Source organism: Ruegeria sp. C10 (assembly GCF_056537805.1).
In genome coordinates this window covers 79,801-101,771 of the sequence record NZ_JBQFSC010000005.1, presented here as the reverse complement: position 1 = coordinate 101,771, position 21,971 = coordinate 79,801, and the positions used below count along the sequence as shown (strand labels likewise).

19 protein-coding genes and 1 pseudogene are annotated in these 21,971 nt (G+C 53.7%); 13 read left to right on the top strand and 7 right to left on the bottom strand.

Translation table 11 applies throughout. The features are described 5' to 3' along the window. Positions 1-215 precede the first annotated feature (215 nt). From ACR0DE_RS18820 to ACR0DE_RS18805, 4 genes are read left to right on the top strand one after another with little or no spacing between them, the layout of a single operon-like run. A complete protein-coding gene (locus ACR0DE_RS18820; RefSeq protein ID WP_480754882.1) occupies positions 216-1,520 on the top strand; it encodes a DNA cytosine methyltransferase in 1,305 nt (434 codons plus the stop codon). Further along, the gene (locus ACR0DE_RS18815; protein WP_170444347.1) at positions 1,521-3,119 is read left to right on the top strand and encodes an ATP-binding protein; all 1,599 of its coding nucleotides are present in this window, start codon (positions 1,521-1,523) and stop codon (positions 3,117-3,119) included. Continuing rightward, on the top strand, positions 3,112-5,304 hold the full coding sequence (locus ACR0DE_RS18810) for a Z1 domain-containing protein (RefSeq protein ID WP_480754752.1): 2,193 nt from the start codon (positions 3,112-3,114) through the stop codon (positions 5,302-5,304). The genes ACR0DE_RS18815 and ACR0DE_RS18810 overlap by 8 nt, the downstream gene beginning before the upstream one ends. A 4-nt stretch (positions 5,305-5,308) precedes the next feature. Beyond that, positions 5,309-6,268: a PD-(D/E)XK motif protein gene (locus ACR0DE_RS18805; RefSeq protein WP_480754750.1), complete on the top strand. Its 960-nt coding sequence runs from the start codon at positions 5,309-5,311 to the stop codon at positions 6,266-6,268. 149 nt (positions 6,269-6,417) lie between these two features. Here the strand turns inward: ACR0DE_RS18805 and ACR0DE_RS18800 are convergent, their stop codons facing one another. From ACR0DE_RS18800 to ACR0DE_RS18785, 4 genes are all read right to left on the bottom strand, one after another. Beyond that, on the bottom strand, positions 6,418-6,708 hold the full coding sequence (locus tag ACR0DE_RS18800) for a hypothetical protein (protein ID WP_480754748.1): 291 nt from the start codon (positions 6,706-6,708) through the stop codon (positions 6,418-6,420). Between the two features lie 12 nt (positions 6,709-6,720). Next, complete coding sequence (locus ACR0DE_RS18795; RefSeq protein WP_480754746.1) at positions 6,721-8,220, bottom strand: relaxase family protein; 1,500 nt, start codon at positions 8,218-8,220, stop codon at positions 6,721-6,723. A gap of 68 nt (positions 8,221-8,288) precedes the next feature. Next, the gene (locus ACR0DE_RS18790; RefSeq protein WP_480754744.1) at positions 8,289-8,717 is read right to left on the bottom strand and encodes a plasmid mobilization protein; all 429 of its coding nucleotides are present in this window, start codon (positions 8,715-8,717) and stop codon (positions 8,289-8,291) included. A gap of 19 nt (positions 8,718-8,736) precedes the next feature. Further along, entirely contained in the window at positions 8,737-9,468 is a 732-nt protein-coding gene (locus tag ACR0DE_RS18785) for a hypothetical protein (protein WP_480754742.1), read from the bottom strand. Positions 9,469-10,164: 696 nt separating this feature from the next. Here ACR0DE_RS18785 and ACR0DE_RS18780 point away from each other — a divergent pair. After that, a pseudogene (locus tag ACR0DE_RS18780) lies at positions 10,165-10,632 on the top strand (cephalosporin hydroxylase family protein); the annotation flags it as partial. 131 nt (positions 10,633-10,763) lie between these two features. Then, positions 10,764-12,620: an SLC13 family permease gene (locus ACR0DE_RS18775; RefSeq protein WP_170398548.1), complete on the top strand. Its 1,857-nt coding sequence runs from the start codon at positions 10,764-10,766 to the stop codon at positions 12,618-12,620. Positions 12,621-12,629: 9 nt separating this feature from the next. Here ACR0DE_RS18775 and ACR0DE_RS18770 read toward each other — a convergent pair whose 3' ends face one another. Then, positions 12,630-13,730, bottom strand: coding sequence for a Gfo/Idh/MocA family protein (locus ACR0DE_RS18770; protein ID WP_480754739.1), 1,101 nt, complete (start codon positions 13,728-13,730; stop codon positions 12,630-12,632). Between the two features lie 12 nt (positions 13,731-13,742). Next, complete coding sequence (locus tag ACR0DE_RS18765) at positions 13,743-14,453, bottom strand: GntR family transcriptional regulator (RefSeq protein ID WP_170513702.1); 711 nt, start codon at positions 14,451-14,453, stop codon at positions 13,743-13,745. Between the two features lie 105 nt (positions 14,454-14,558). Between ACR0DE_RS18765 and ACR0DE_RS18760 the strand changes: the two genes are divergently transcribed. From ACR0DE_RS18760 to ACR0DE_RS18735, 6 genes are read left to right on the top strand one after another with little or no spacing between them, the layout of a single operon-like run. After that, positions 14,559-15,713 carry an LLM class flavin-dependent oxidoreductase gene (locus tag ACR0DE_RS18760; RefSeq protein WP_480754736.1) on the top strand — a complete coding sequence of 385 codons (1,155 nt, stop codon included), beginning with the start codon at positions 14,559-14,561 and terminating at the stop codon, positions 15,711-15,713. Continuing rightward, positions 15,713-16,603, top strand: a complete 891-nt coding sequence (locus ACR0DE_RS18755) for an aldo/keto reductase (RefSeq protein WP_480754734.1) — start codon at positions 15,713-15,715, stop codon at positions 16,601-16,603. The genes ACR0DE_RS18760 and ACR0DE_RS18755 overlap by 1 nt, the downstream gene beginning before the upstream one ends. After that, positions 16,603-17,118, top strand: a complete 516-nt coding sequence (locus tag ACR0DE_RS18750) for a flavin reductase family protein (RefSeq protein WP_170408253.1) — start codon at positions 16,603-16,605, stop codon at positions 17,116-17,118. The genes ACR0DE_RS18755 and ACR0DE_RS18750 overlap by 1 nt, the downstream gene beginning before the upstream one ends. Before the next feature lie 53 nt (positions 17,119-17,171). Next, positions 17,172-17,759 (top strand): TRAP transporter small permease, encoded by a 588-nt coding sequence (locus tag ACR0DE_RS18745; protein WP_170398319.1) that lies wholly within the window; start codon positions 17,172-17,174, stop codon positions 17,757-17,759. Beyond that, positions 17,760-19,049, top strand: coding sequence for a TRAP transporter large permease (locus tag ACR0DE_RS18740; protein ID WP_170398321.1), 1,290 nt, complete (start codon positions 17,760-17,762; stop codon positions 19,047-19,049). A gap of 25 nt (positions 19,050-19,074) precedes the next feature. Continuing rightward, entirely contained in the window at positions 19,075-20,136 is a 1,062-nt protein-coding gene (locus tag ACR0DE_RS18735; RefSeq protein WP_170408182.1) for a TRAP transporter substrate-binding protein, read from the top strand. Between the two features lie 30 nt (positions 20,137-20,166). On the opposite strand, the gene ACR0DE_RS18730 is transcribed toward ACR0DE_RS18735, so the two are convergent. Continuing rightward, positions 20,167-20,637: a tetratricopeptide repeat protein gene (locus tag ACR0DE_RS18730; protein WP_170595133.1), complete on the bottom strand. Its 471-nt coding sequence runs from the start codon at positions 20,635-20,637 to the stop codon at positions 20,167-20,169. Positions 20,638-20,652: 15 nt separating this feature from the next. On the opposite strand from ACR0DE_RS18730, the gene ACR0DE_RS18725 reads away from it, so the two are divergent. Next, the gene (locus ACR0DE_RS18725; RefSeq protein WP_480754732.1) at positions 20,653-21,921 is read left to right on the top strand and encodes a cytochrome-c peroxidase; all 1,269 of its coding nucleotides are present in this window, start codon (positions 20,653-20,655) and stop codon (positions 21,919-21,921) included. Positions 21,922-21,971 lie beyond the last annotated feature (50 nt).

Genomic DNA, 21,971 nt, shown 5'->3' with positions numbered 1-21,971 from the left:
TGTTTTCCGAACTCAACGCTCAATCCAAAGGCTACGCAGTAAGCGGGTTGTTCAGTGCGAAATCACACTGGGTTGGAGTTGATGGTTTTGCGTTTGAAGGGCGAGTATAGTAGTTGACGGCAGCCCCGTACACAATATCATGCCCTACGCAGGTATTGTGAATTAATGGGTTCACTGACCGGGCAGCTACAGTCAGACAAGAAAAACATGTGACCATGAAATTTATAGATCTGTTCGCGGGATTGGGGGGCTTCCACCAAGCATTAAGCGCCCTTAACGGCGAATGTGTTTTTGCGTCAGAGTTGAACCCCGCGCTTTCCTCACTTTATAAGAAGAACTTTGACTTAGAACCTCACGGGGATATCCGTGCCGTCGCGTTAGAGTGCATTCCGGACCATGATGTCCTTTGTGCAGGTTTTCCATGCCAACCATTTTCGAAGGCTGGAGAGCAAAAAGGACTAGAATGTCCTCAATGGGGCGATTTAATCGACTATGTGGTAGAAATTCTAAGACTGAAGAAACCGCGTTACTTCATTGTCGAGAATGTTCCGAATCTGGTGAGACATAATGGTGGAAAAACTTGGCACGTGATCTGCGATAAACTCCGAGGTGCTGGATACGACATATCTGGAGCCAAGCTGTCACCTCATATGTTCGGAGTTCCCCAAAAACGCGAACGCGCTTTTTTGGTCGGTGATAGGCAAGGCCTTCAAGGGTTTGTTTGGCCAACTCCTTCAAAGTTGCCGAAGGTGTCTATCTCGACGATTTTGGACCAAAACCCTTCAGATGCTCTCAGCCTCAACTCAAACCACCTAAAGTACATGGAGACTTGGCAAACTTTCTTGGAGAGATTTCCAAAGGACGAAGAGTTGCCGTCGTTTCCAATTTGGGCGATGGAATTCGGCGCTGACTATCCCATCCATGGTTTGACCCCATATGGAAGGTCCTATCGAGGCCTTGAAGATTATAAGGGAGCCTTTGGCGTTCCGCTAAACGGTTTGGCTTATGAAGCCACCGAAGAAGCGCTCCCGAACTATGCCCGATCGAAACAAGATGAATTCCCGGGGTGGAAGATTGATTTTATTGAAAAAAATCGGAGATTTTATGCTCGACATCGGGACATCATAGACCCACTGATACCTGAAATTCGAACGTTCCCTCCAAGTTTCCAGAAGCTGGAGTGGAACATTAAAGGTGGCGAACGAGATATTTGGAAGCAGATTGTCCAATTCCGAGCTAGTGGAATACGAGTTAAGCGCACTGATACAGCCCCATCTCTAATTGCTATGACCACAAGCCAAGTTCCGATTGTGTCGTGGGAAAAGCGCTACATGACTCCCAGAGAGTGCAGCCGCCTCCAAAGTATGGGCGAATTGAAATACCTACCGGACACCAAGAACGGTGCCTACAAAGCGTTCGGAAATGCAGTGAACGTGGAGGTTGTGAAACAGATCATGACTGCACTGCTAGAGCGAGATAACGTGCAGACCGAGATGCCTTTGAACCTCGCCGCAGAGTAAATGACAGATTTAAACACAATAAATATTCGCCCAGGAGTGAACGTACTCGCTGTGCTTCCACACCTTAACTACAAAGCGTGGTTTGCTTTGGCGGAGTTTGTAGACAATTCTATTCAAAGCAGCATCAGCCGTCGCCGGGAGTTGAATCGAGTAGATGGTAAAAGCTACAAACTACGGGTCGACATCGACTTTGACCCGACTGAGAAAACGATCACAATAACCGACAATGCTGCCGGTATTTCTTCCTCAGAGTATCAGCGTGCATTTCGGCCCGCAGAAATCCCTCCCGATGCGACCGGTTTATCCGAATTTGGTATGGGTATGAAGAGTGCTGCTTGCTGGTTTGCTCCGAACTGGAGTGTGAGAACGAGCGCTCTGGGTGAAGCAATTGAACGCACAGTATTTTTTAACATCGATAAAATCGTGAATGACCAAATCGATGAACTTAACATAGGTTCGCTGGTTGTAGGTGCTAACAAACACTATACAGAAGTGCGCCTGGACAATATTCGGCGTTTTCCGCGCGGAAAAACGGTTCACAAGATAAAAGAACACCTCGCGAGCATCTACCGTGTATTCTTGCGAGAGGGTGACCTCGAACTTCGAGTCGATGGTGAGGAGTTGGCTTACCAAGATCCAGAGGTGTTGACCGCTCCATCCTATAGGAACCCAGATGGTCCGTTAGTTACGTGGAGGCAGGAATTCAACATCGACTTGGGTGAAGGTCGGACCGCCTCTGGCTTCATTGCGATACGAAAAACAGCAAGCACCAGGTTGGCAGGCCTTTCATTATTTCGCAGGAAGCGACTCGTTCTAGGTAGTGTTGACGAAACCTACAGACCAGAAGAAATTTTTGGACGCTCAAACACTTACCCTTATCAAAGGCTCTTTGGGGAAATCAATTTGCGCGGGTTCTTCGTCAGCCACACGAAGGACGGCATCAAATGGGAAGAATGTGAGGACGAACTCCTAGCAAAACTGCGCGAAGTCATTTCGACCGAAGAGTTCCCACTATTGCAACAGGCTCGAGAGCATAGAAGTAAAACTGGTGCCAAAGCCAGCCGACAAACGGCTGCACAGGCTTTGGAAAACACTGCTGCACGTTTGCAAGACAAAGTGATTCCGCTTGCAAATAGTGAACAGAGTGGCTTACCCGGATTTCTAGACCAGGCACTTGAGATTCCATCGCCAATAGACAATGACCAAGCGAAGCGCGAAAAGGAGCTGGAAGAACTCCCAGAAACTGAAGCCGAAGTCGCTGAAATTAGCCTGAGTTTTCGTGGTTCCCCCTGGATAGTTCGGGTCGAGCTTTCTTATTCCGAACAGGATCGCGACTGGTTGAACATAAGTGATCGCCCTTCAATCGTTGACCCAGATCCTCGTCGGGTTGGCGTCCGAATTTCAATGCTACACCCATTTATGGCCCAGTATCCAACTCTAGACGCCGATGCATTTTCAGCGATTTTGCGCTTGGCTGCGGCGATGGGGCTGGCTGAAATTATGGCTTCGGAATTGGCCGAAAAAGGTCCCTCCTCGATCCGCCGCCTGACAAATGAAATCCTCCGTAGCGTAATGTCTAAACCGATTGAAAATGTCTGAAGAACACATCATCGAGATCACAAAAAGCACACACAACTCTGCTTGGAGACCTGTTCAAGGTCAAACTTTTACAAACTTATTAAACGAGAATAATGCACTGTCTGAGAGCGAAAAGGACAGGTTAACAGAAGAAACTCTGGAGATTTTGAAACACTGCTCTGACCCGGAAATTGCCGCGACAAACAATACCGGCCTAATAATTGGCTACGTGCAAAGCGGCAAAACGCTGTCTTTTACGAGTCTCGCAGCATTGGCACGGGACAACAAGTATCAGATTGTCGTTTTGCTGGCAGGAACCACAAACAATCTTGTAGAGCAATCCTTCGAACGATTGAAGCAGGATTTGAAGATCAACAAGAATCGAGAATGGAAGTTATTCTCTACTCAACAGGGTGGTTTCCAACAAGAAGAAGTTGATAGGGTTGCCAGCGAGTTGGCTAAGTGGCAACGCGGAAGTCGCCGTGCTAGGACGATTTTGATTGTTTCGATGAAGCAACATCAACACCTAAGAAATTTGGCACAACTCTTGTCCGAAGTGGATCTTGCTTCGGTTCCGACGCTCATAATCGATGACGAAGGCGACCAAGCGGGCATGAACACAAAAGCGCTGCAAGAGGAAGAAAGTACTACCTACACTCGGATCAGTGAACTTCGCGAGGTTTTCCCACATCACAGCTACCTTCTATATACAGCAACACCTCAAGCTCCTCTTCTAATCAGCCGGATCGATACGCTTTCCCCAGACTTTGGTAAAGTTTTGACACCTGGAGAGCGCTATGTCGGCGGACAAGAATTTTTTATTGATGGTAAAGAAAGTTACATCAAATTAATCCCTTACTCAGATGTTCCGGATCGCAGCGAGCCACCAACGCAACCTCCTGCGAGTCTTCTCGCCGCGATGCGAGATTTCTTCGTCGGTGTGTCGATTGGCTTGCTGGAAGGCGAGGACCAGAAGGGCGCTAACCGATCAATGATGATCCACCCTGCGGTGCCGAGAGACATGCATTTGCTGTTTGTTCGCTGGGCTCGAAACCTTAAAGAAGATTGGTCGAATATCCTCAGCGACGACGATCATCCCGAACGACCAACCCTGCTGAACGAGTTCCAAAACACATACGACGGTTTGTACGCGACGTACTCAACAAAGTTCTCGTTCGTAGACATAGAAGAAATCTTGTACGAAGCCATCAAAGATACAGCGTTGCTTGAGTTAAACACTCGGGCGCGATCCCGTATACCGTCGGTGGATTGGAATAGCGAATACAGTTGGATTTTGATTGGCGGTGTTGGTCTTGATCGCGGTTTCACCGTGGAAGGTCTGACCGTCAGTTATATGCCACGGTCTGTGGGGGTTGGAAACGCAGACAACATCCAGCAGCGTGGAAGGTTTTTTGGCTACAAAAAGGGATACCTCGGCCTTTGTCGAATTTACCTGACAAGTGAGAACATAGATGCATTCGAAAGTTACGTGAGCCACGAGGAGTCCATTCGTGGCTCAATTCGTAGACACTTGGAGAATGGTCGGACTCTAAAAGATTGGCGTAGAGCGTATTTCTTAGATTCTCGACTTAAGCCGACACGCTCTTCAGTCGTCCTGCTGGAAATGTACCAGTCAAAAGGACAAGGTGGATGGATAGTCCCAGAATTTCCCTATCAAGGACTCGACGTCGTAGCGGATAACCGCGTCGTTATGGACGAACTCTTGGCCTCCTTCGATTTCCACCCATATGCAGAAGAAGGTTGGAATACAAAACAGGTCATTCCGAAATTCAGTTCATCAATTAACCTCGGCCAGATTATTCCTTACATCGGACGTATTGGATACAAGACTCCCGAAGACAATCTGCAACATGCGGCGCTTTTGCTGGGCTTAGATCGCCTCGCGACAGAGTTTCCTGACATGAGTTGCAGTCTGTATGCGCTCTCCGGTCCTTGGTCAGGTGTAGATGCAATTCGTACTCTGAGCGATGCTAGACCGCCAAAGATAAAAAACCTTTTTCAAGGTGCTAACGCTAGAACCAATTACCCCGGCGCACGCGCCTTGGCATCCCAAGACAAGATAACGTTTCAAATACACCGCTACGATGTTCGAACAGCAGATCGTTCACGGATTCTGAGAGATGTTCCAATTCTTGCCGTGCATGTGCCTAACCACTTAATCGAACGAGTATGGATAGAGCACTAACCTCATGCTCTACGAGAATTACAATCTTCTGTGCGACAAACAACGCCTCCCGGAGGGCGATCAGCTACTTGCAACTCAACTGGACGCTTGGAGTGGCGTATGGCTTGCCATAGACCGGAACAGTCGGCCAGCGTTGTTGTTTTCGAATGACGACCGGGCGGAGTTAAGCGATTTGAAGTTGCATCTCGTCGATGCAGCTTTCTCGAAGCAAAGCCATCTCATTGATTCTTTTGGCAGTAAAACAAGTGGAAAATTTACTATTGTCCGACTTAATGACAATGATCCTGACTTGGCGCATTTATTCCTACGCTTGCTCGAAGTAGCATTTTTGGAGCTTAGTACAGATTTTTCCAACCGGAGTATCAGACAGGAAATTATAAAACTGGCGGATTTGTTCCGCCGAGCAGAATCTGAATTAAACGACGTTATTGGCCTTTGGGGTGAACTGCACATCATCCAAACATCGGGCCAAATTGAACGTGCGGTTCGAAGTTGGTGCACTAATACAAGTGCAAAATTCGATTTCGTCTCTCCACGCTTCTCGCTAGAGGTGAAGTCGACCTTGAAGGCTAGGCGAGTTCATCGGTTCTCACTTGATCAGTTGAGACCAGCGGCTGTCCAACCTCACTTTATCGCATCGCTTCTGTTGTTGGAAAAGCCTGACGGACAAGCCGTTGGGTCATTGGTCGATTCAATAAGCGACCAGATATCTGATTCACAATTGAAGGGCACGTTTTTGAAGCAGTGCCTGCTAAAAGCGGGCCAGAGTCTGTACAGTTCCGATATTAAGATTGGCACTTTACCCCAAGGTGCTTCGTTGGCAGTGTTTGATGCAATTAACATACCCACGCCGAGTGTGGACCCAAGCCAACCTATCTCTAATATTCGTTTTGACATTGACTTAACTGATATGGGGGCACTGCAGCCAGCAGCCAAGCAAGAGTTGTTAAGGTTTGATGGCTAGGGATTCAACCAAGTGAGTTCGCGCGACCAGTTCGGTATTTGCTATTCCAATAAAATGTCAGAGCGTAGCTCTGAAAGGAAGCAAATGGAAATCAATACAAAATTGAACTACTGAAGCGAACGAGACGGAATCCCGGAGCAATTTCAGCTCTACTCATTTGGTACTACGACTTGTCCCACTGCGATTTCCTTGGCATCAAGATCAAGCTCTCTGATCAAAAAACCCTTGTCGCCCCACTTGGTGATATTGCGCATGTATCTCGTGCCATGCCTATCGATAAACAAGCAACGTATGTTATTGAAATCGCCCCAAACGCCCGCAATAGCGATCAAGGGAACATCCCCTGGCAAGTAGCGCACTTTTTCGAACATTCGATAATCGATTCCGTAGTCGAGAGCTTGACGAAAACTCATGGTGAAGCGTTCGTGTGGAAACAACATGATTTCTCCAGATCAAAGATGGAAACCGTAATCGCGGTCTCTTTCAAGCAGCCGCTCGTCTAGCTCTCTTTCAGCTGAATTTCGGCGGCTCTCGCTAGCTTCAAACTGGTCTGCAAGTTCTCTTCCAGCGTCGTGTAGTTCTGTTCTTCGGTCAGCAAGTCGGTCAATGTAGCTACGGACTTGAGATGTGATTTCATCAGCAACTCGATGCACTGCGCTAAGCCATTTAGTCTGGCCTCGATCCCGCTCGTCGAGCGCTCTTCCAAACTGCGCAACTCCTTTGTGGAGGTCTCGCAAACCGTCACCAATCGTTCTACGCAGGCGAGTAAGTCGCGTTCTAAGGCTGTCAGAGGCTGATCCATCTACTTCGGCTCCATTTTCACGCAGGAAATCAAACGACTCGCCACTGTGCAGGTGCGAATGCTGGATGTTTCGGAAGGTAGGATCAGATAGGTCGCTCCCTCGTGAAGTACCGTCTGAATGCCCAACCTCTCTAGCTGTGTCGTGGTGGCTATCGTTGAGAGTTTCCAGCTCCACAGAAAAGTCAGTCCTAAGGTTGCTGCGATCAACACCATACAGGCCGTTATCACCACCCAAGGTGAGATCTGAATCAAGAATTTGGTCTTGTCGATGTGCCTCTGCCAAGTCGTCCCGCTCCAATCCAAAAACGTGCGGGTATCGGCTTCGATTGTATTCCGCGCGAGTGTTACACATGCTTGAATATCGGTCCTGAAGCTCTGCAGTTGAGAATCCATCAAGGCGGCGTGCTCTTTTCGGATCTTGTCCATATCCGCGTTCAATTTTTCGCTCAGCCGGGTAGGCTTGCCAGTCGTCATGAAAAATCTCTCCTTTCAATCGCCAGCGTTCGCCCGTGTCGGGGTCTTTCACGGTGATGTAATTTTTACTTACGCGGGGGATGTCGAAACCTGCGTCGGTCAGGGCATCGACCATGCTTGCACGGTCGGTGATGGTGCCGACGCTGATTTGGTCCAAGATCCATTCGTGCAGTTCTTCGCGGCCCCGTGCCCTGGTTGGGGCCTCAACGGTGGTTTGAACCTCCTGCGCGTGATCCAGATCCATGGGATCGGCCCAGGCATGAGCCTTGTTCATCAGGTCGCGCAGACTGTCATAGGCTGTCTGATAACCAGGTGGCGCAATGTTGAGACTCTTGCCGGTTGTCAGCTCCAAACGCGGTGTGCAGAAATGCAGCTCAACGCGGTCTTCGTGGCTGTGCCGGACCCAGAGCATGTCGAATTGCTCACTGTCCATACCAGCGAATGCCAGTGCCTCGAAGGCGTTCATGACTTCGACCTGCTGGGCTTCGGTGGGTGCGTCCTCGCTGGCAAAGCTGATGACGCCTGCGCGGTAGGTCCACTGATTGCGACTGGCGTCGATCAGGGCTTCTGTGCGGGCGGGATCGCCGCGCAGCACTTCAGGCAAAGGATCGCGTATGACCGTCATGGGCTGGCCATCAGCATCGCAGATTAGATCGCGATTGGCGTCATAGGCCAAAACCTCACGCGTGACGAGATAGCCAACTGGACCAGCACTCGCGCCTTTGCCATTGGGAAAGAACTTGATCAGCATTGTCGTGCCTCATCAAGGATCTTGGTAAGCTGGCGTTCAATCACAACCAGTTGTCGGGCGACGGCTAGCGTATCCCTGTCAACCCGACCAATCAGAAGCGCCCGATTCACAACCCGCGCAACCTGGTTGAGGTTACCGCCAATGCGCCCTAGTGCCAGGACCAGAGCGGGGTCAACGCGAGGCGCAGGCTTGCGACGACGTGCTTCCGCCAGACCCAAGGCTTCGCGCAAGAGGGTCGCGGCAGACACTCCGGCAGCTTCGGCTTTGGCGCGAAGCTCAGCCTTCTCAGCAACGCTACATCGAAAGACGAAGGTCTCGGTGAGCGGCGCTTTGGTGTGCGGCGTGCCTCCGCCGGTGGGGTTCGAAGGGGAGGCTTGCCACCCCTCGCAAGGTCCCGTGTCAGCAGCGCCAGCGTATGACATGGGTCGCCTTGCTCTTTGCTCAGACCGCATTGCACAGTTCCTGCTTCGATGGTGCAAGCAGGGTCCAGCCTTCGGTGAGGAGCCAGCTGCGCAACGCGGGCCACTTGTTTTTGTTTGTTGGAGGGAACTTGCCGGGGAGCCAGTAGCCGCGCTCGTTGTTTTCGATGGCATCAGGAAGTACTCGGTCGATCCAAGCACCAAACATACGTTCGGTGAACTGCTCCCATTGGCGGCAGCCGAAAGATTGGCGCGAGACGAATACTGGTTGCGCACAGCCCACGCGCGCCGAGCCGGATCGCTCTCCGTCCGGCAGAGCCGGCTCAAGCGCGAGGTTTTGTTCTATGGATTGTTCTTTCTTTTTATAGGAAAGATCACCCATGCTCCCCTTGTCTGTCACAGGCGAACCCTTTCGCTCATCTGAAAGGCTCACCGGTGCATCCTTTGTCTTCCGGCGAAACGGGATGATTTTTGCAGGGGAGCGAAGGTCGTATTCTGTGTGATTGCCTGCGCCACGCCCTTCAGTTCGAAACAGCCAGCCGAACTCGACAAGCTGTTTGAGGCAGCGTTTGATGGTCGCCAGCGACATTCCGGCCAGGAACTCATCAAGCGTTTTTAGTGAGGGATTGAGTTGGCTGGTCCTGTCGTTGGCGAACTGTACCGAAAGCGCTGAGGCAACTGCCTTAGTCGACGAGTTGAGGTCAGCGCATTGCAGAACTGCCTTGAGCCATTCAAAGCGATTGAGTTTAGACATATGCGCCTCCCGCGATTGCGGTTAGGCCGTCAATTTGGTATTCTGTTCGAGCAGATAAATTTGCATTGCCGTTGAGGTGGGTGGCCGCCCCCTCAGCGGTTCTTCTTTGAGTTTCAATGTTTTTTTGGTTCGTCAGACGCACATTTTTTTCAAAGATTTCAATGCGCCATTTCTCGGGGTTCGTCAGTTTAAGTTGTTGATTTCGTTCAGCAGGTATACTCCTGCACGGCTCACCACTTAAGCCAAGCAAATACAAAAGCTTAGAGTAGGTGGTGCCCGCCCTGCGGGGTGGTGTGTTTGCCCAAACCAGTACAATACAAGCAATGCGGCTTGCTGTGGTGACTCGCTCAGCAAAAGCGCCCCGGAACTCATGCCCCCGAGGCGCTTCACCGATGCAGGCAGCAAGGAGACACTGCCGAGGTTTGCTCTGTTGGATTTACGAGGGACGGTCTCCAATGCCTTGCGCGGCTGGCGAAACAGCTTGCCGTTACTCTGCCATCTCCTGCGGCAACGGCTATCGTGAATGACTTTGCAATCGGGTCGGCGTCTTGCAGTTATCGCGGATGCGAATCCCTATTGCAACCAAGCTCCATAACGGTTTCGTACAGTTCAGGCAGTGGTTCCAGACTGTCTTCCTGACCACACGCGGCGGGGTGTGGTCCAAGTCCATGACATGTTCACGCCGCTTATGCGAGCACGACGCTTGACCCCGCCAGTCCCAAACGCAAAGTGCTTGGCATTGACATTGATATTCGCGCCCACAATCGTGCAGCCATAGAAGAGCATCCGATGGCCTCCAGAATCGAGATGATTCAAGGCTCATCTATCGACGAAGACATTGTGGACCAGGTTCGAACTGCTGCTGAAGATTACCAAAAGGTACTTGTTTGTCTCGACAGCAATCATACACACGATCATGTGCTTGCCGAGTTAAATGCGTATGCCCCGCTTGTTTCTTCGGGTAGCTATTGCATTGTGTTAGATACAATCGTTGAGGATATGCCTCCCACTATGTTCACTGATCGTCCATGGGGACCTGGAGACAACCCAAAGACTGCAGTTCATGATTGGTTGAAAGTCAATCCTGATTTCGAGATCGACAAGAGTATCGATCACAAGCTGCAAATTTCGGTGGCACCGGACGGCTTCTTACGACGCCGGTAGTTTTGTCACGGTGGATTTCGACCAAACAGACAAAGTCCATGACAGGCCCGCGCTGATTGCCTAGAAATGCCTATTAGATTTGCTTTTGGAACCAGGTGATCCCAGTGGAGCAATTGGCGTTTACATACGAAATGGGTGTGGTCTCGGCGCTTTTGGCCTTCACGGTGTTCTTGTTTGTGTCCGAGATTGTCAGGATCGATCTTTCGGCCATCCTGGTGTTGGTCATTGTGGGTCTGTTGAGTTATGCACCGGGTCTCGAAAATCTGGCAAATGTTCCTCATCTGTTTGACGGGTTTGCGTCCAATGCCGTGATTTCGATCATTGCGGTCATGATCGTAGGGGCGGGTTTGGATAAAACGGGCCTAATGAACAAGGTCGCGTCCGTCATTTTGAAATATGGTGGTAAGTCTGAAAACCGAGTGCTGCCGATCGTTTCGGGCACAGTCGGTGTTATCTCATCATTCATGCAAAATGTCGGGGCGGCGGCGTTGTTCCTACCGGTGGTTAGCCGTATCTCATCGCGATCGGGTATTCCGTTGTCACGTTTGCTTATGCCCATGGGGTTTTGTGCCATTCTGGGGGGGACAATGACGATGGTCGGGTCCTCGCCGCTTATTCTGTTGAATGACCTGATCCAAACTGCAAACGAAGGGCTGCCCGAAGCCCAGAAGATGGAACCCTTTGGATTGTTTTCCGTTACCCCCATCGGTGCGGTGCTGATCCTGACGGGGATCGCATATTTCCTGCTGCTGGGACGTTGGGTGCTGCCGGGCGATTCAGGGTCGGAGAGTACGGGTACCGGGCGCGGGACTCAGGAATATCTTCAGCGGGTCTACGGGCTGAAGGCCGATGTGTTCGAGGTTGTGGTTCCGGCCGACAGCCCGCTGGTCGGGCAGATACTGGCCGACATCAACTTTGAAAATCATCTCTATATCATCTCGACCTTTTACCGTGGCAAGACCTCGATGGTTCAGGTGCTAACAGCCGAGATTGCTGCGCCTTGTCGTTTAGCGATTGTGGGACGGCGCTGGGTTGTCGAAGAGTTTGCCGAAAAGTACGGGCTGACGGTGCTGCCTGATCTGGATGTGTTTGTCGAAGAGTTCGCACCCACGAATGCTGGGGTCGCAGAGGTGGTCGTGACGCCTGACAGCAAACTGATCGGCAAATGCCCTCGCGAATTGCTATTCCGCAAAACCTACGGAATGTCTTTGCTCGCCATCCACAGGGGTGAAGAGACGCTAAGTCATGTCGAGACTGAGACGCATGAATCCACCCAGATCGGGCTTGAGAAGTTCAAGGCTGGCGACATGTTGGTTGCTCATACCCGCTGGGACAACCTGATGCGGATAAAGCGTGATCCGGATTTTGTTGTGGTCACGTCTGATTTCCCGCAGGACGAATTGCGCCCGCAAAAGGTAGGCTGGGCGCTCTTGTTCTTCTTGATCTCATTGTCGCTGATCCTGTTCACGGATGTGCGGTTGTCGCTCTGTTTGCTGACCGGAGCCGCAGGAATGATGTTGACCCGGGTGCTCAGTGTTGACGAGGCGTATCGAGCAGTTGGATGGAACACGGTCTTTCTGCTGGCGTGTCTGATCCCGTTGGGTCAGGCGGTGCAGAATACCGGGACTGCGGCATGGATTGCGCAACAGATCATGATCATCTTGGATGGATGGCCGAATTGGGCGCTACAGGCGGGCGTCGCCATTCTGGCGACGGCATTTTCTCTGGTCATGTCAAACGTCGGCGCGACGGTTCTGTTGGTGCCCCTTGCGGTTTCAATTGCGGTTGCGGCGGGTGCCAACCCGGCGGTCTTTGCATTAACCGTCGCGATTTCGACCTCGAACAGTTTCATTATCCCGACCCATCAGGTGAATGCGCTGATCATGGGGCCAGCTGGGTACAAAGTGACCGATTTCGTCCGTTCGGGCGGGATCATGACGATCATTTTCTTGATCGTCTCACTGTTGATGCTGAATGTGATTTTCTGACCCTGTTAATCACCCAGCTAGGCTGATCGTTTGGCCCTGCTCTGACGCCTGTTGTGCGGCAAGACCGATACGCACAGCCCAGATCCCATCATGCAGTGAGACCTCGGGTTTGGCGCGCTCGCCCCTGACCAGCTCCAGAAAGCCTTTGTGCTGATAATAAGTCGAGCCATTGTGGTCGCCAGCCGCCAGCAACTCGGGATCAACGGGGATGTCGCGCTGGATTGGGCCTTTCGGTGCACGAGGGCTGATGATCAGCTGTGGTACAGGCGCGTCGCCCAAATGTTCGGGCCAGAAGCGGCCCGGGCCGGGCACAAGCGCTTCGATCTTGGCATCGCGCCCAATGGCCGAGATTTCTTCTTGATACCGCGAACCCTCGGCAAACATGCAAAGCTCGAGCATCGCGCGCGCGCCCGAAGCAAAATCGACAATGACATAGCCGTGGTCCAGAATATCTGGAGTATCGCCGTCATAAACTTCGTCCAAATGATTGACGGCTTGGCCTCCGCTTGCGGAAACACGAACCGGGTCTGATTGCAGGATCAGGCGCATGAGGTCGAAGAAGTGGCAACATTTTTCGACGAATGTACCGCCAGTGTTACGGTTGAACCGGTTCCAATTGCCGACCTTCTCGAGAAACGGAAAGCGGTGTTCGCGGATCGTGAGCATCTTGATCCCACCACCGGCGGTCGCTGCTTCATCGATCAGCGCCGTGATCGGGGGCATATAGCGATATTCCATCGCGACCCAGATCGGGTGCGGAAAATTGCGTTCCAACTCCTCAAGCCGTGCAAGATCGGTGGGATCAGTGAACAACGGTTTCTCGATCAACAGTGGCAGTGGGCGGGTTTCCGCAATCTCGGCCAGTTGATCAACATGCAGGTGGTTGGGGCTGGCGATGACTAGACAGTCCAGATCATTGACTGCCAGAAGGTCCTGAAGGGAAGACACCATATGCGCGTCGGGTGCAATCGCCTGCGCCTTATGCGCCATCTCCGGGTCGGGTTCGAAGATTGCGGCGACGCGCGTGCCCTCAAGCAGAGCAATGTTGTGCAGGTGTTCCTGCCCCATCATGCCGCATCCGATCAGCCCGTAATTGGTGGTCCGGGTCATGCGCAGTTCCTTTTATTTCAGGCGTTGAACATATGTGGCTCGATCTGGATCAAACCATGTTTTTGAAAACTCGATAGGTTCAGCTTTCTCAGACCAACTGAACCGTTCGATATACCCTGCGGCTTGGCCCGCAGGTTTGGTGAAGCCTTCAGGTGTCCAGTCGGGCAGGGCACTGACAGAAACGCGATCCTCTGCCCGTGTGATCCAGAAGCCAAGTTGTTGCTGGTAATAGCGATAAAGCGAGTCGGACAGCAGGTTCTGGTCGATGGTCCCGGCTGATTCGTCCAGCCAGATTTCTTCGACCGCGATGATTGTGTCATTCAGATAACGCATCCGGCGTACGCGCGAACCGCTATCAGACAGGCCGAATTCCGGCAGCTTCGCAGGCTTCTTGAGATGATCAACTGACAGAATATCGGCACGCGGCAACCCGCCGCCTTCGGGCAGTTCCAGCCGGAACATGGCATAGACGCTGTTCTGCGTTCCGGTCTCACGAATGTAATTGCCCGAACCCTGAATACGCTCCAACATGCCTTTTTTCTCAAGCTCGGCGAGCGATTTTCGCAAGGTCCCGACCGAGACATTGAGGTTCGAAGCCATGTCCCGTTCAGGCGGAAGACGTTCACCATCAATCAGACGGCCCGCAGCTATATCGCGGATCAGAAGCTCTGAGATCTGGACATAGATCGGCAGGGCATTTGGATTGCGGCTGTTGGCGGACATTGAGGGCGCTTCACTCGGTCGCAGGAAAAATTGATACACTATTGATCTACATCAATGCGCTTGCTACGCAAGAGGAAAGTCAAAGATGTACGGAGCGTGAATCAAATGACCATCGTCCCCATCACATCCCCCGACCTGGATGCGGCCGAGGTTTCGTGGTTTGCAGCGCTTTGCTCGGATGACTACCAGTTTCTGGGCGTGCCCGATGGTGAACTGCGATCCAGTTGGGAGCATTGTTCAGGCATCGTGAAAGAGGCCGAGGCGCAAGGCTTTCGCAACATCCTGTGCCCATCGTCTTATCAGGTCGGACAGGACACCCTGAGCTTTGTTGCAGGTTGCGCGCCGATTACCGAAAACATCAACCTGCTGGCCGCCGTGCGCTGTGGCGAAATGCAGCCCATCATGCTGGCCCGTACCATCGCGACGCTGGACCACATGCTTAAGGGGCGGTTGACGGTCAATATCATCTCGTCCGATTTTCCCGGTGAAAAAGCCGATAGCGCTTTCCGATATCAACGCTCGCGCGAAGTGGTCGAGATACTGAAACAGGCCTGGACGCAGGACGAAATCAACCATGCGGGCGAGGTCTATAACTTTTCAGGCCTGACCACCGACCCGGCTCGGCCTTACCAGACCGGTGGCCCACTGCTGTATTTCGGCGGCTACTCGCCGTCTGCTTTGGACCTGTGCGGCGAGCATTGCGATGTCTACCTGATGTGGCCGGAAACAAAGGATCAGTTGGCCGAGCGGATGAAAGCCGTTCATGCGGTTGCCGAGAATTACAATCGTACTCTGGATTACGGCCTGCGCGTCCACATGATCGTGCGGGATACCGAGGCTGAGGCACAGGCGTACGCCGACTACATCGTCTCGAAACTGGATGACGAATATGGTCGTGCGATCCGCGAGCGGGCACTGGACGCGACATCCTTGGGCGTGGCGCATCAATCCAAGAACCGCGATCTGGCGGATGAGTATGGCTATGTCGAACCCGGGCTGTGGACCGGCGTCGGACGTGCACGTTCGGGCTGTGGCGCTGCGCTGGTCGGTTCGACCGATCAAGTTATGTCTAAGATCGAAGAGTATCAGAAGATGGGCATTCGCGCTTTCATCTTCTCGGGCTACCCGCACATGGACGAGGCCAAGCATTTTGGCGCCCGTGTGATGCCCAACCTGAAAACCTGCTCGCTTCCCGAAGCCTACGGGCGCGTGCCAGCAACCACCCCGGCAACCCCGCTGGGCAACGGAGTTCGTCGCTGATGCAACGTGTGAAACTATCTGACACGCTGGAAATGAGCCGTCTTGTCTATGGTATGTGGCGCTTGGGTGATGACAGTGACACCTCGACTGCGCATGTTGAGGCCAAGATTCAGGCCTGTCTGGATCAGGGCATCACTACCTTCGATCAGGCCGACATTTATGGCGGATACGCGGCCGAAGCCGTTCTGGGCAATGCCTTGCGCACCAATCCCAGCCTGCGCCAGAAAATGGAGATCGTCACCAAATGTGACATCGTCGCGCCGATGGGGCGTTATGCCGAGGCCAAGGTCAAATATTACGACACGTCGCGTGCGCATATTCTGAAATCGGTCGATACATCTCTGTCGGAAATGGCGATCGACCACATCGACTTGCTACTGATCCACCGCCCGGATCCAATGATGGATCACCATGAAACCGGTGCGGCGCTGGATGAGGTGGTTGCCAGTGGCAAGGTCGGCGCGGTTGGTGTGTCCAACTTCCGCTCTTGGGACTGGTCTTTGCTGCAGTCGGCGATGAAAACCCAGTTGGTCACCAATCAGATTGAAATCTCGCTTGGGGAGATTAGCCCGTTTACCAATGGCGATCTGGCGTTCCATCAACAGCATGGTCACCCGCTTATGGCGTGGTCTCCACTGGGTGGAGGCCTTTTGATGGCCGGGAATCCACCGGTCGGCGTTGTAGCGGATGAGATCGCCGCAGAATTCGGGGTGGATCGCGCCGCTGTGGCCGTTGCCTTCCTGCTCGCGCATCCAGCAAGCATACTGCCTGTTCTGGGCACAAATAATCTGGGCCGTATCAAACGCGCCTCGGATGCGTTGAAGGTCAAGCTGGATCGTGAAAGCTGGTACCGCCTGTATGAGGCGGCGCTGGGGCATGAGGTGCCATGATGAACGCAATCTCGCGCGATATGAACCACACATTCGTCCCGCATAAGGACGACACGCGAACCCTGCGCGATGCTTTTGGCCGTTTTGCCACCGGAGTTACTGTCGTGACCTGCGACAGTGAGGATGGACCAATCTGCATTACCGCCAACAGCTTTTCGTCCCTGTCGCTGGATCCGCCGCTGGTGATGTGGGCGGGCGACCGCAATTCGCGCAGGTTTCGTTATTTTCACGCGGCGCGTCATTTCAGTGTGCATGTTCTGTCTGCTGAACAGGCCGAGCTGTGCTTTGGCTGTTCAAAAGACGCCCATGCGCTGCGTGATATCGAACATGACCGTTGTGAAAACGGCACCCCGTTGTTGCCGGGTAGTCTTGCCCGGTTCGAATGCGAGCAGCACGCTTATCACGATGCAGGCGATCATGTGATCGTGGTGGGCAAAGTTCTGAAAGTCAGCATGGCGGATGGAGACGCGCTGACGTTCTTTGCCGGAAAACTCGGCCAATTCGCGCAGAGCTAAGCGCGATATGAAGACTGCGGGTCAAACCCGCAGCTGACAGTGGGAGGATCCGCATGGGCGGACTGGCATCGGCGTTGACGCCGATTGCATTCGTGAACGAAACCGTGCTGCGTCTGGGCCGCGCGGTCGGTGTTGTTGCGATTGCAGTTATGGTTATCGCGATCCTGATTCAGGTGTTCTTCCGATATGTCTTGGGCAACGCCCTGCCATGGCCGGATGAGGCTGCCCGGTTCTGCATGCTCTGGATGACGGGCCTGATGGCCCCCACAGCTTTCCGTCGCGGAGGGTTCGTCGCCATCGATATGCTTGCGCGCTTCCTGCCGCGCGTGCTTGGTCAATCGCTCAATTTGTTCCTGCTGCTGATCTCGCTGGCCGTGCTGCTTGTTGCGGTCAATATCGGCTGGTCTGAGGTTACGGGCTTTGGTGGCCGGTTCGCCACTGCGGCGTTGTACCTGCCTACCTCTTTCGGGTTCGATGAATGGTACCGTATTCCGCGCAGTTGGATGATGGCCTCGCTGCTGGTTGGGATCATCTTGCTGATCTCGGTCAATATCGAACTGATCTTGCGGTCGATAGTAACCATGTTGGGCGGAGCACATCTTTTGCCTGAAATTCCCGAAGCTGCGGTGGGGGCTGAATAAATGCTGATTTGGTTCCTGCCCACCTTCCTGATTTTCCTGCTGATCGGCCTGCCGGTCTTTTTCGCACTGCTGGCAGCGCCCGGCATTCTGCTATGGCTTAGCGGTCAGACCAACGACATTACGCTGCTCTATCGCAATGTCTATAACGGTATGGATAGCTTCCCGCTGATGGCGATCCCTTTCTTCATGCTGGCCGGAGAACTGATGAACCGGGGCGGCATTACCATCCGACTTGTGGAGTTCAGCCAGGCCCTGATGGGCCACCTGCGGGGCGGCCTTGCGCATGTGAACGTCCTCAGCTCGATCCTGTTCGCGGGCCTTTCAGGATCCGCTGTCGCCGATACTTCGGCGCTTGGGTCAATGCTGATCCCGGCGATGGAGAAGCAAGGCTATACCCGCAAATTTGCCGCCGCGATCACGGCAGCCAGTTCGGTGATCGGGCCGATCATCCCGCCCTCGGGCATCATGATCATCTATGCCTATGTCATGGGTGAAAGTGTGGCTGCGCTCTTTCTCGCTGGCATCGTTCCTGGGGTCATGGTCGGTGTCGGTTTGATGCTCATGATCAAGCTGATGGCGGATCGCTACGACTTCCCGGTCGCCAGCCGTAAATACACTTGGCCGGAACGCCGTCAGGCCAGCCTAAAGGCGTTCTTCCCACTGATGACCCCTGTGATCATCCTGGGCGGAATACTGGGTGGCATCTTTACCCCAACCGAGGCCGCCGCAGTCGCAGTAGGGTATGCCTTCATCATCGGTTTCTTCGTCCTGCGCACATTGACGTGGAAAGAAGTCCCCGAAGTGCTCAGCAATGCAGGTATGACCTCAGCTGTCGTCCTGTTGTTGGTCGGGGCGGCAATGGCCTTCAAGACGGTGGTCAGCCTCAGCCATGCGCCCGAACAACTGGCCTCGCTGATCCTCAGCCTGTCGGAAAACCCGCTGATCCTGCTGTTCCTGATCAACCTGCTGCTGTTCATTGTTGGAATGTTCCTGGATGCAGGCCCTGCGATCATCATCCTTGGTCCGATCCTCGGTCCGATCTTCACCAGCCTCGGTGTAGACCCGATCCATTTTGCCATTATCATGAGCGTCAACCTGACTGTCGGTCTGGCCACCCCGCCCATGGGGCTGGTGCTGTTCGTAGCCGCCGCCGTGTCTCGGGAACGGGTTGAAACCATCGCCAAGGCAATCCTGCCGTTTCTGGCGGTCGAAATCATCGTGATCTTCTTGATCACATACATCCCCGCACTATCCATGACGATCCCGAGGATAACGGGATTTGCAAACTGAACTGAGTATCACAGGGAGGAAACGCATGCTCAGAAGATTTATCAAAACCGCAGCGGTGGCCACGTCGCTAGTGGCCGCGTCTGCGATTGCTGCGGCTGCCGCCGACTACACGCTACGCGCCACAGCAAACTCGAATGAAAACGACGAAGACTATGACGGTCTGGTCGTTTTCAAGAACTACGTTGAGGCGGCCTCGAACGGAGCCATTGAGGTTGAGCTGTTCATAGGTACGCAGCTCTGCTCGAACGGTGCCGAGTGTCTGCAGGGTGTGGCAGACGGTACGATCGACATCTACATCTCAACCTCTGGAGGGGCCTCGGGCATCTTCCCTTACGTGCAGGTTCTGGACCTGCCTTACCTGATGGCCGATGACCGCATTGCCGAACATGTCCTATCTGGTGATTTCACCCGGCAGATGCGCGACATGGCGCTGGAGGATTCCGGCGGTGCGATCCGTCTGATGACAATCGGCAATACAGGTGGCTGGCGCAACTTCGCCAATACGCAACGCCGTGTTGCTGAGCCGGCTGACATGGAAGGTCTGAAAATCCGCACCGTGGTTGCCGACCTGCCGCAGGAGCTGGTCAAAGCACTGGGTGCATCACCGACCCCGATCCCGTGGCCAGAACTGTTCACCAGCTTCCAGACCGGCGTGGTTGAGGGCTCAAAAAACGGCATCACTGACATCATGGGTATGAAGTTCCCTGATGCAGGCCTGCAATATGTCACGCTGGATGGGCATGCCTACATGGGTGCGCTGTGGTGGATGAACAACGCCAAGTTCCAGGAGATGCCAGAAGATATGCGCCGCGTGGTAGTCGACGGGTTTTATGCGCTGCAGCAAGCGACCTTTGCCTCACCCAAGCGCAAGTCGATCCAGGCGTATGAGGATTTCGTTGCCGGCGGTGGTGACCTTTATGTCCTTACACCCGACCAGAAAGCTGCTTTCAAAGAAGCCGCAACCCCGGTCTATGACTGGTTCCAGTCCAATGTGGCACGTGGTGATGAGATCTTTGTAGCGTTGACTGACGCTGTGGCAGCAGCCGAGGCGGATGTTAATGCCTCACGTGATGCGGATCTCAACTGAATTGCTGGGCCGGGCCCTGGGGTCCGGCCCTCACCGAAACGGGTACATCCACCCTTTGTAGTCGTTGACCAGAACATGCGCCTTCTCGATCTGCTCCGGCGACATTTTTTTGACCACTTCTTCAAGGCTGATCGCCGCATCGGGGTCGCCGCCAATGGCGCTGAGCGTGTACCACATGTACGCTCGAACCAGATCAGGCGCGGGCATGCCCAGACCCAACTCGTAGTACCAACCGATACCAGATTGCGCCCCGGGATGACCTTTCATCGAGGCGCGCAAGTACCATTCAAACGCGCGTTCATAGTCCTGTTCGACTCCAAGTCCCAACCCGTACATCACACCGATCAATTCCTCGGCTTCGGCATTGCCGGACCGCGCTGCCGGCAGCAATTCCTCACGCGCGGCTTCAAACTCTCCGGCCTCCATCAGATCGCGTGCTTTTTCCAGTTCAGCCAGCGCTGGGGTCGCGAGAAGGCACAGGGCAAATACAAACTGGCGCATGGGATTTCTTTCCTTTTGGCAGGGACTGTGGCTGCTCAGGATCTGCCGCGCCCGCTGACGGATGACGATTTCATCCCCTTTGATATGGAACAGGCCGCTATCGGTCATCAACTGTTTTACGATCCCATTTTATCGGGAAACCGGAACATAAGCTGCGCCCATTGCCATCACCCGGATTTCGGCACCTCGGACGGCTTGTCGCTTGGCATCGGAGAAGGCGGGATGGGCTTGGGGCCAGACCGGACGCCGGGCACCGGAGCGGACAAAATCCGCAAGCGTATTCCCCGCAATTCGCCGGGGCTTTGGAACCTTGGGGCAAAGGACCTTCACACGGTCTTCCATGACGGTCGCCTAAGTATCTCTGACGTCTACGGTAACGGTTTCAACTCACCCGCGCAGGAGTGGTTGCCGGACGGCTTGAATTCGCTGCTGGCCGCGCAGGCGCTTTTCCCGCTGACTTCGCAGTTTGAAATGGCCGGGAATGTGGCCGAAAATCAGGTCACCGGCGCGGTGCATGACCGCATCGACAAGGGCTGGCCGATCCTCGCCAAACGCGTGCGCACTGATCCGCGCTATGGGCCTGCCATGGTCAAGGCATTCGATGACATCGACACGACCGAGGACATCACGATCACCCAAGTAGCCAACGCGCTGGCGGCATTCATGGCGCTGGAATGGCGCAGCATGGACAGCCCGTTCGATCAATATCTGGCCGGAGATAACACAGCCCTGACGCCTCGGCAAAAGGACGGCATGACCCTGTTTTATGGTGAGGCAGGTTGCGCAAACTGCCATTCCGGCCCGTTGCTATCGGATCAAAAATTCCACGCGCTGAGCCTGCCGCCATTTGGACCGGGCAAGACCCGCCAATGGGACCCCTATGCCCGCGACGTGGGTCATATGGGTGAAAGCAACCGTCTTGAGGACGCCTATCGTTTCCGCACACCGATGCTGCGCAATGTGACAGAGACGGCGCCCTATGGTCACAACGGTGCCTTTCCCGATCTGGAAGGCATTATTCGCCACCACTTGAACCCATCTCAGAGCCTCGCTGCCTGGACCCCTGATTTGGCCGGGCTGCCCAACGTGCCGTGGCTTGAGAATGTGGATTTCATCGTCTGGCAGGACCGGTTCGAGATGGAGCGTCATCGTCAGAAAATTGACATCGAACCGCTGGAACTGACCGATGCCCAGGTCGCAGATCTGGTGGCGTTCATGGGTGCATTGACCGGGACCACACTGGATGCGCCACTGTTTGGTGTGCCAGATGGGTTTGAGCCCTAGAAACCCACCAAACGTCATTGGAAATTTACGTGAAATCTCATAATGATCGG

Excerpts from the sequence above, each read along its gene's own strand:
- ACR0DE_RS18820 (WP_480754882.1), top strand. The coding sequence starts at position 216 with ATGAAATTTATAGATCTGTTCGCGGGATTGGGGGGCTTCCACCAAGCA.
- ACR0DE_RS18815 (WP_170444347.1), top strand. The coding sequence starts at position 1,521 with ATGACAGATTTAAACACAATAAATATTCGCCCAGGAGTGAACGTACTC.
- ACR0DE_RS18810 (WP_480754752.1), top strand. The coding sequence starts at position 3,112 with ATGTCTGAAGAACACATCATCGAGATCACAAAAAGCACACACAACTCT.
- ACR0DE_RS18805 (WP_480754750.1), top strand. The coding sequence starts at position 5,309 with ATGCTCTACGAGAATTACAATCTTCTGTGCGACAAACAACGCCTCCCG.
- ACR0DE_RS18800 (WP_480754748.1), bottom strand. The coding sequence starts at position 6,708 with ATGTTGTTTCCACACGAACGCTTCACCATGAGTTTTCGTCAAGCTCTC.
- ACR0DE_RS18790 (WP_480754744.1), bottom strand. The coding sequence starts at position 8,717 with ATGTCATACGCTGGCGCTGCTGACACGGGACCTTGCGAGGGGTGGCAA.
- ACR0DE_RS18785 (WP_480754742.1), bottom strand. The coding sequence starts at position 9,468 with ATGTCTAAACTCAATCGCTTTGAATGGCTCAAGGCAGTTCTGCAATGC.
- ACR0DE_RS18775 (WP_170398548.1), top strand. The coding sequence starts at position 10,764 with ATGGGTGTGGTCTCGGCGCTTTTGGCCTTCACGGTGTTCTTGTTTGTG.
- ACR0DE_RS18770 (WP_480754739.1), bottom strand. The coding sequence starts at position 13,730 with ATGACCCGGACCACCAATTACGGGCTGATCGGATGCGGCATGATGGGG.
- ACR0DE_RS18765 (WP_170513702.1), bottom strand. The coding sequence starts at position 14,453 with ATGTCCGCCAACAGCCGCAATCCAAATGCCCTGCCGATCTATGTCCAG.
- ACR0DE_RS18760 (WP_480754736.1), top strand. The coding sequence starts at position 14,559 with ATGACCATCGTCCCCATCACATCCCCCGACCTGGATGCGGCCGAGGTT.
- ACR0DE_RS18755 (WP_480754734.1), top strand. The coding sequence starts at position 15,713 with ATGCAACGTGTGAAACTATCTGACACGCTGGAAATGAGCCGTCTTGTC.
- ACR0DE_RS18750 (WP_170408253.1), top strand. The coding sequence starts at position 16,603 with ATGAACGCAATCTCGCGCGATATGAACCACACATTCGTCCCGCATAAG.
- ACR0DE_RS18745 (WP_170398319.1), top strand. The coding sequence starts at position 17,172 with ATGGGCGGACTGGCATCGGCGTTGACGCCGATTGCATTCGTGAACGAA.
- ACR0DE_RS18740 (WP_170398321.1), top strand. The coding sequence starts at position 17,760 with ATGCTGATTTGGTTCCTGCCCACCTTCCTGATTTTCCTGCTGATCGGC.
- ACR0DE_RS18735 (WP_170408182.1), top strand. The coding sequence starts at position 19,075 with ATGCTCAGAAGATTTATCAAAACCGCAGCGGTGGCCACGTCGCTAGTG.
- ACR0DE_RS18730 (WP_170595133.1), bottom strand. The coding sequence starts at position 20,637 with ATGCGCCAGTTTGTATTTGCCCTGTGCCTTCTCGCGACCCCAGCGCTG.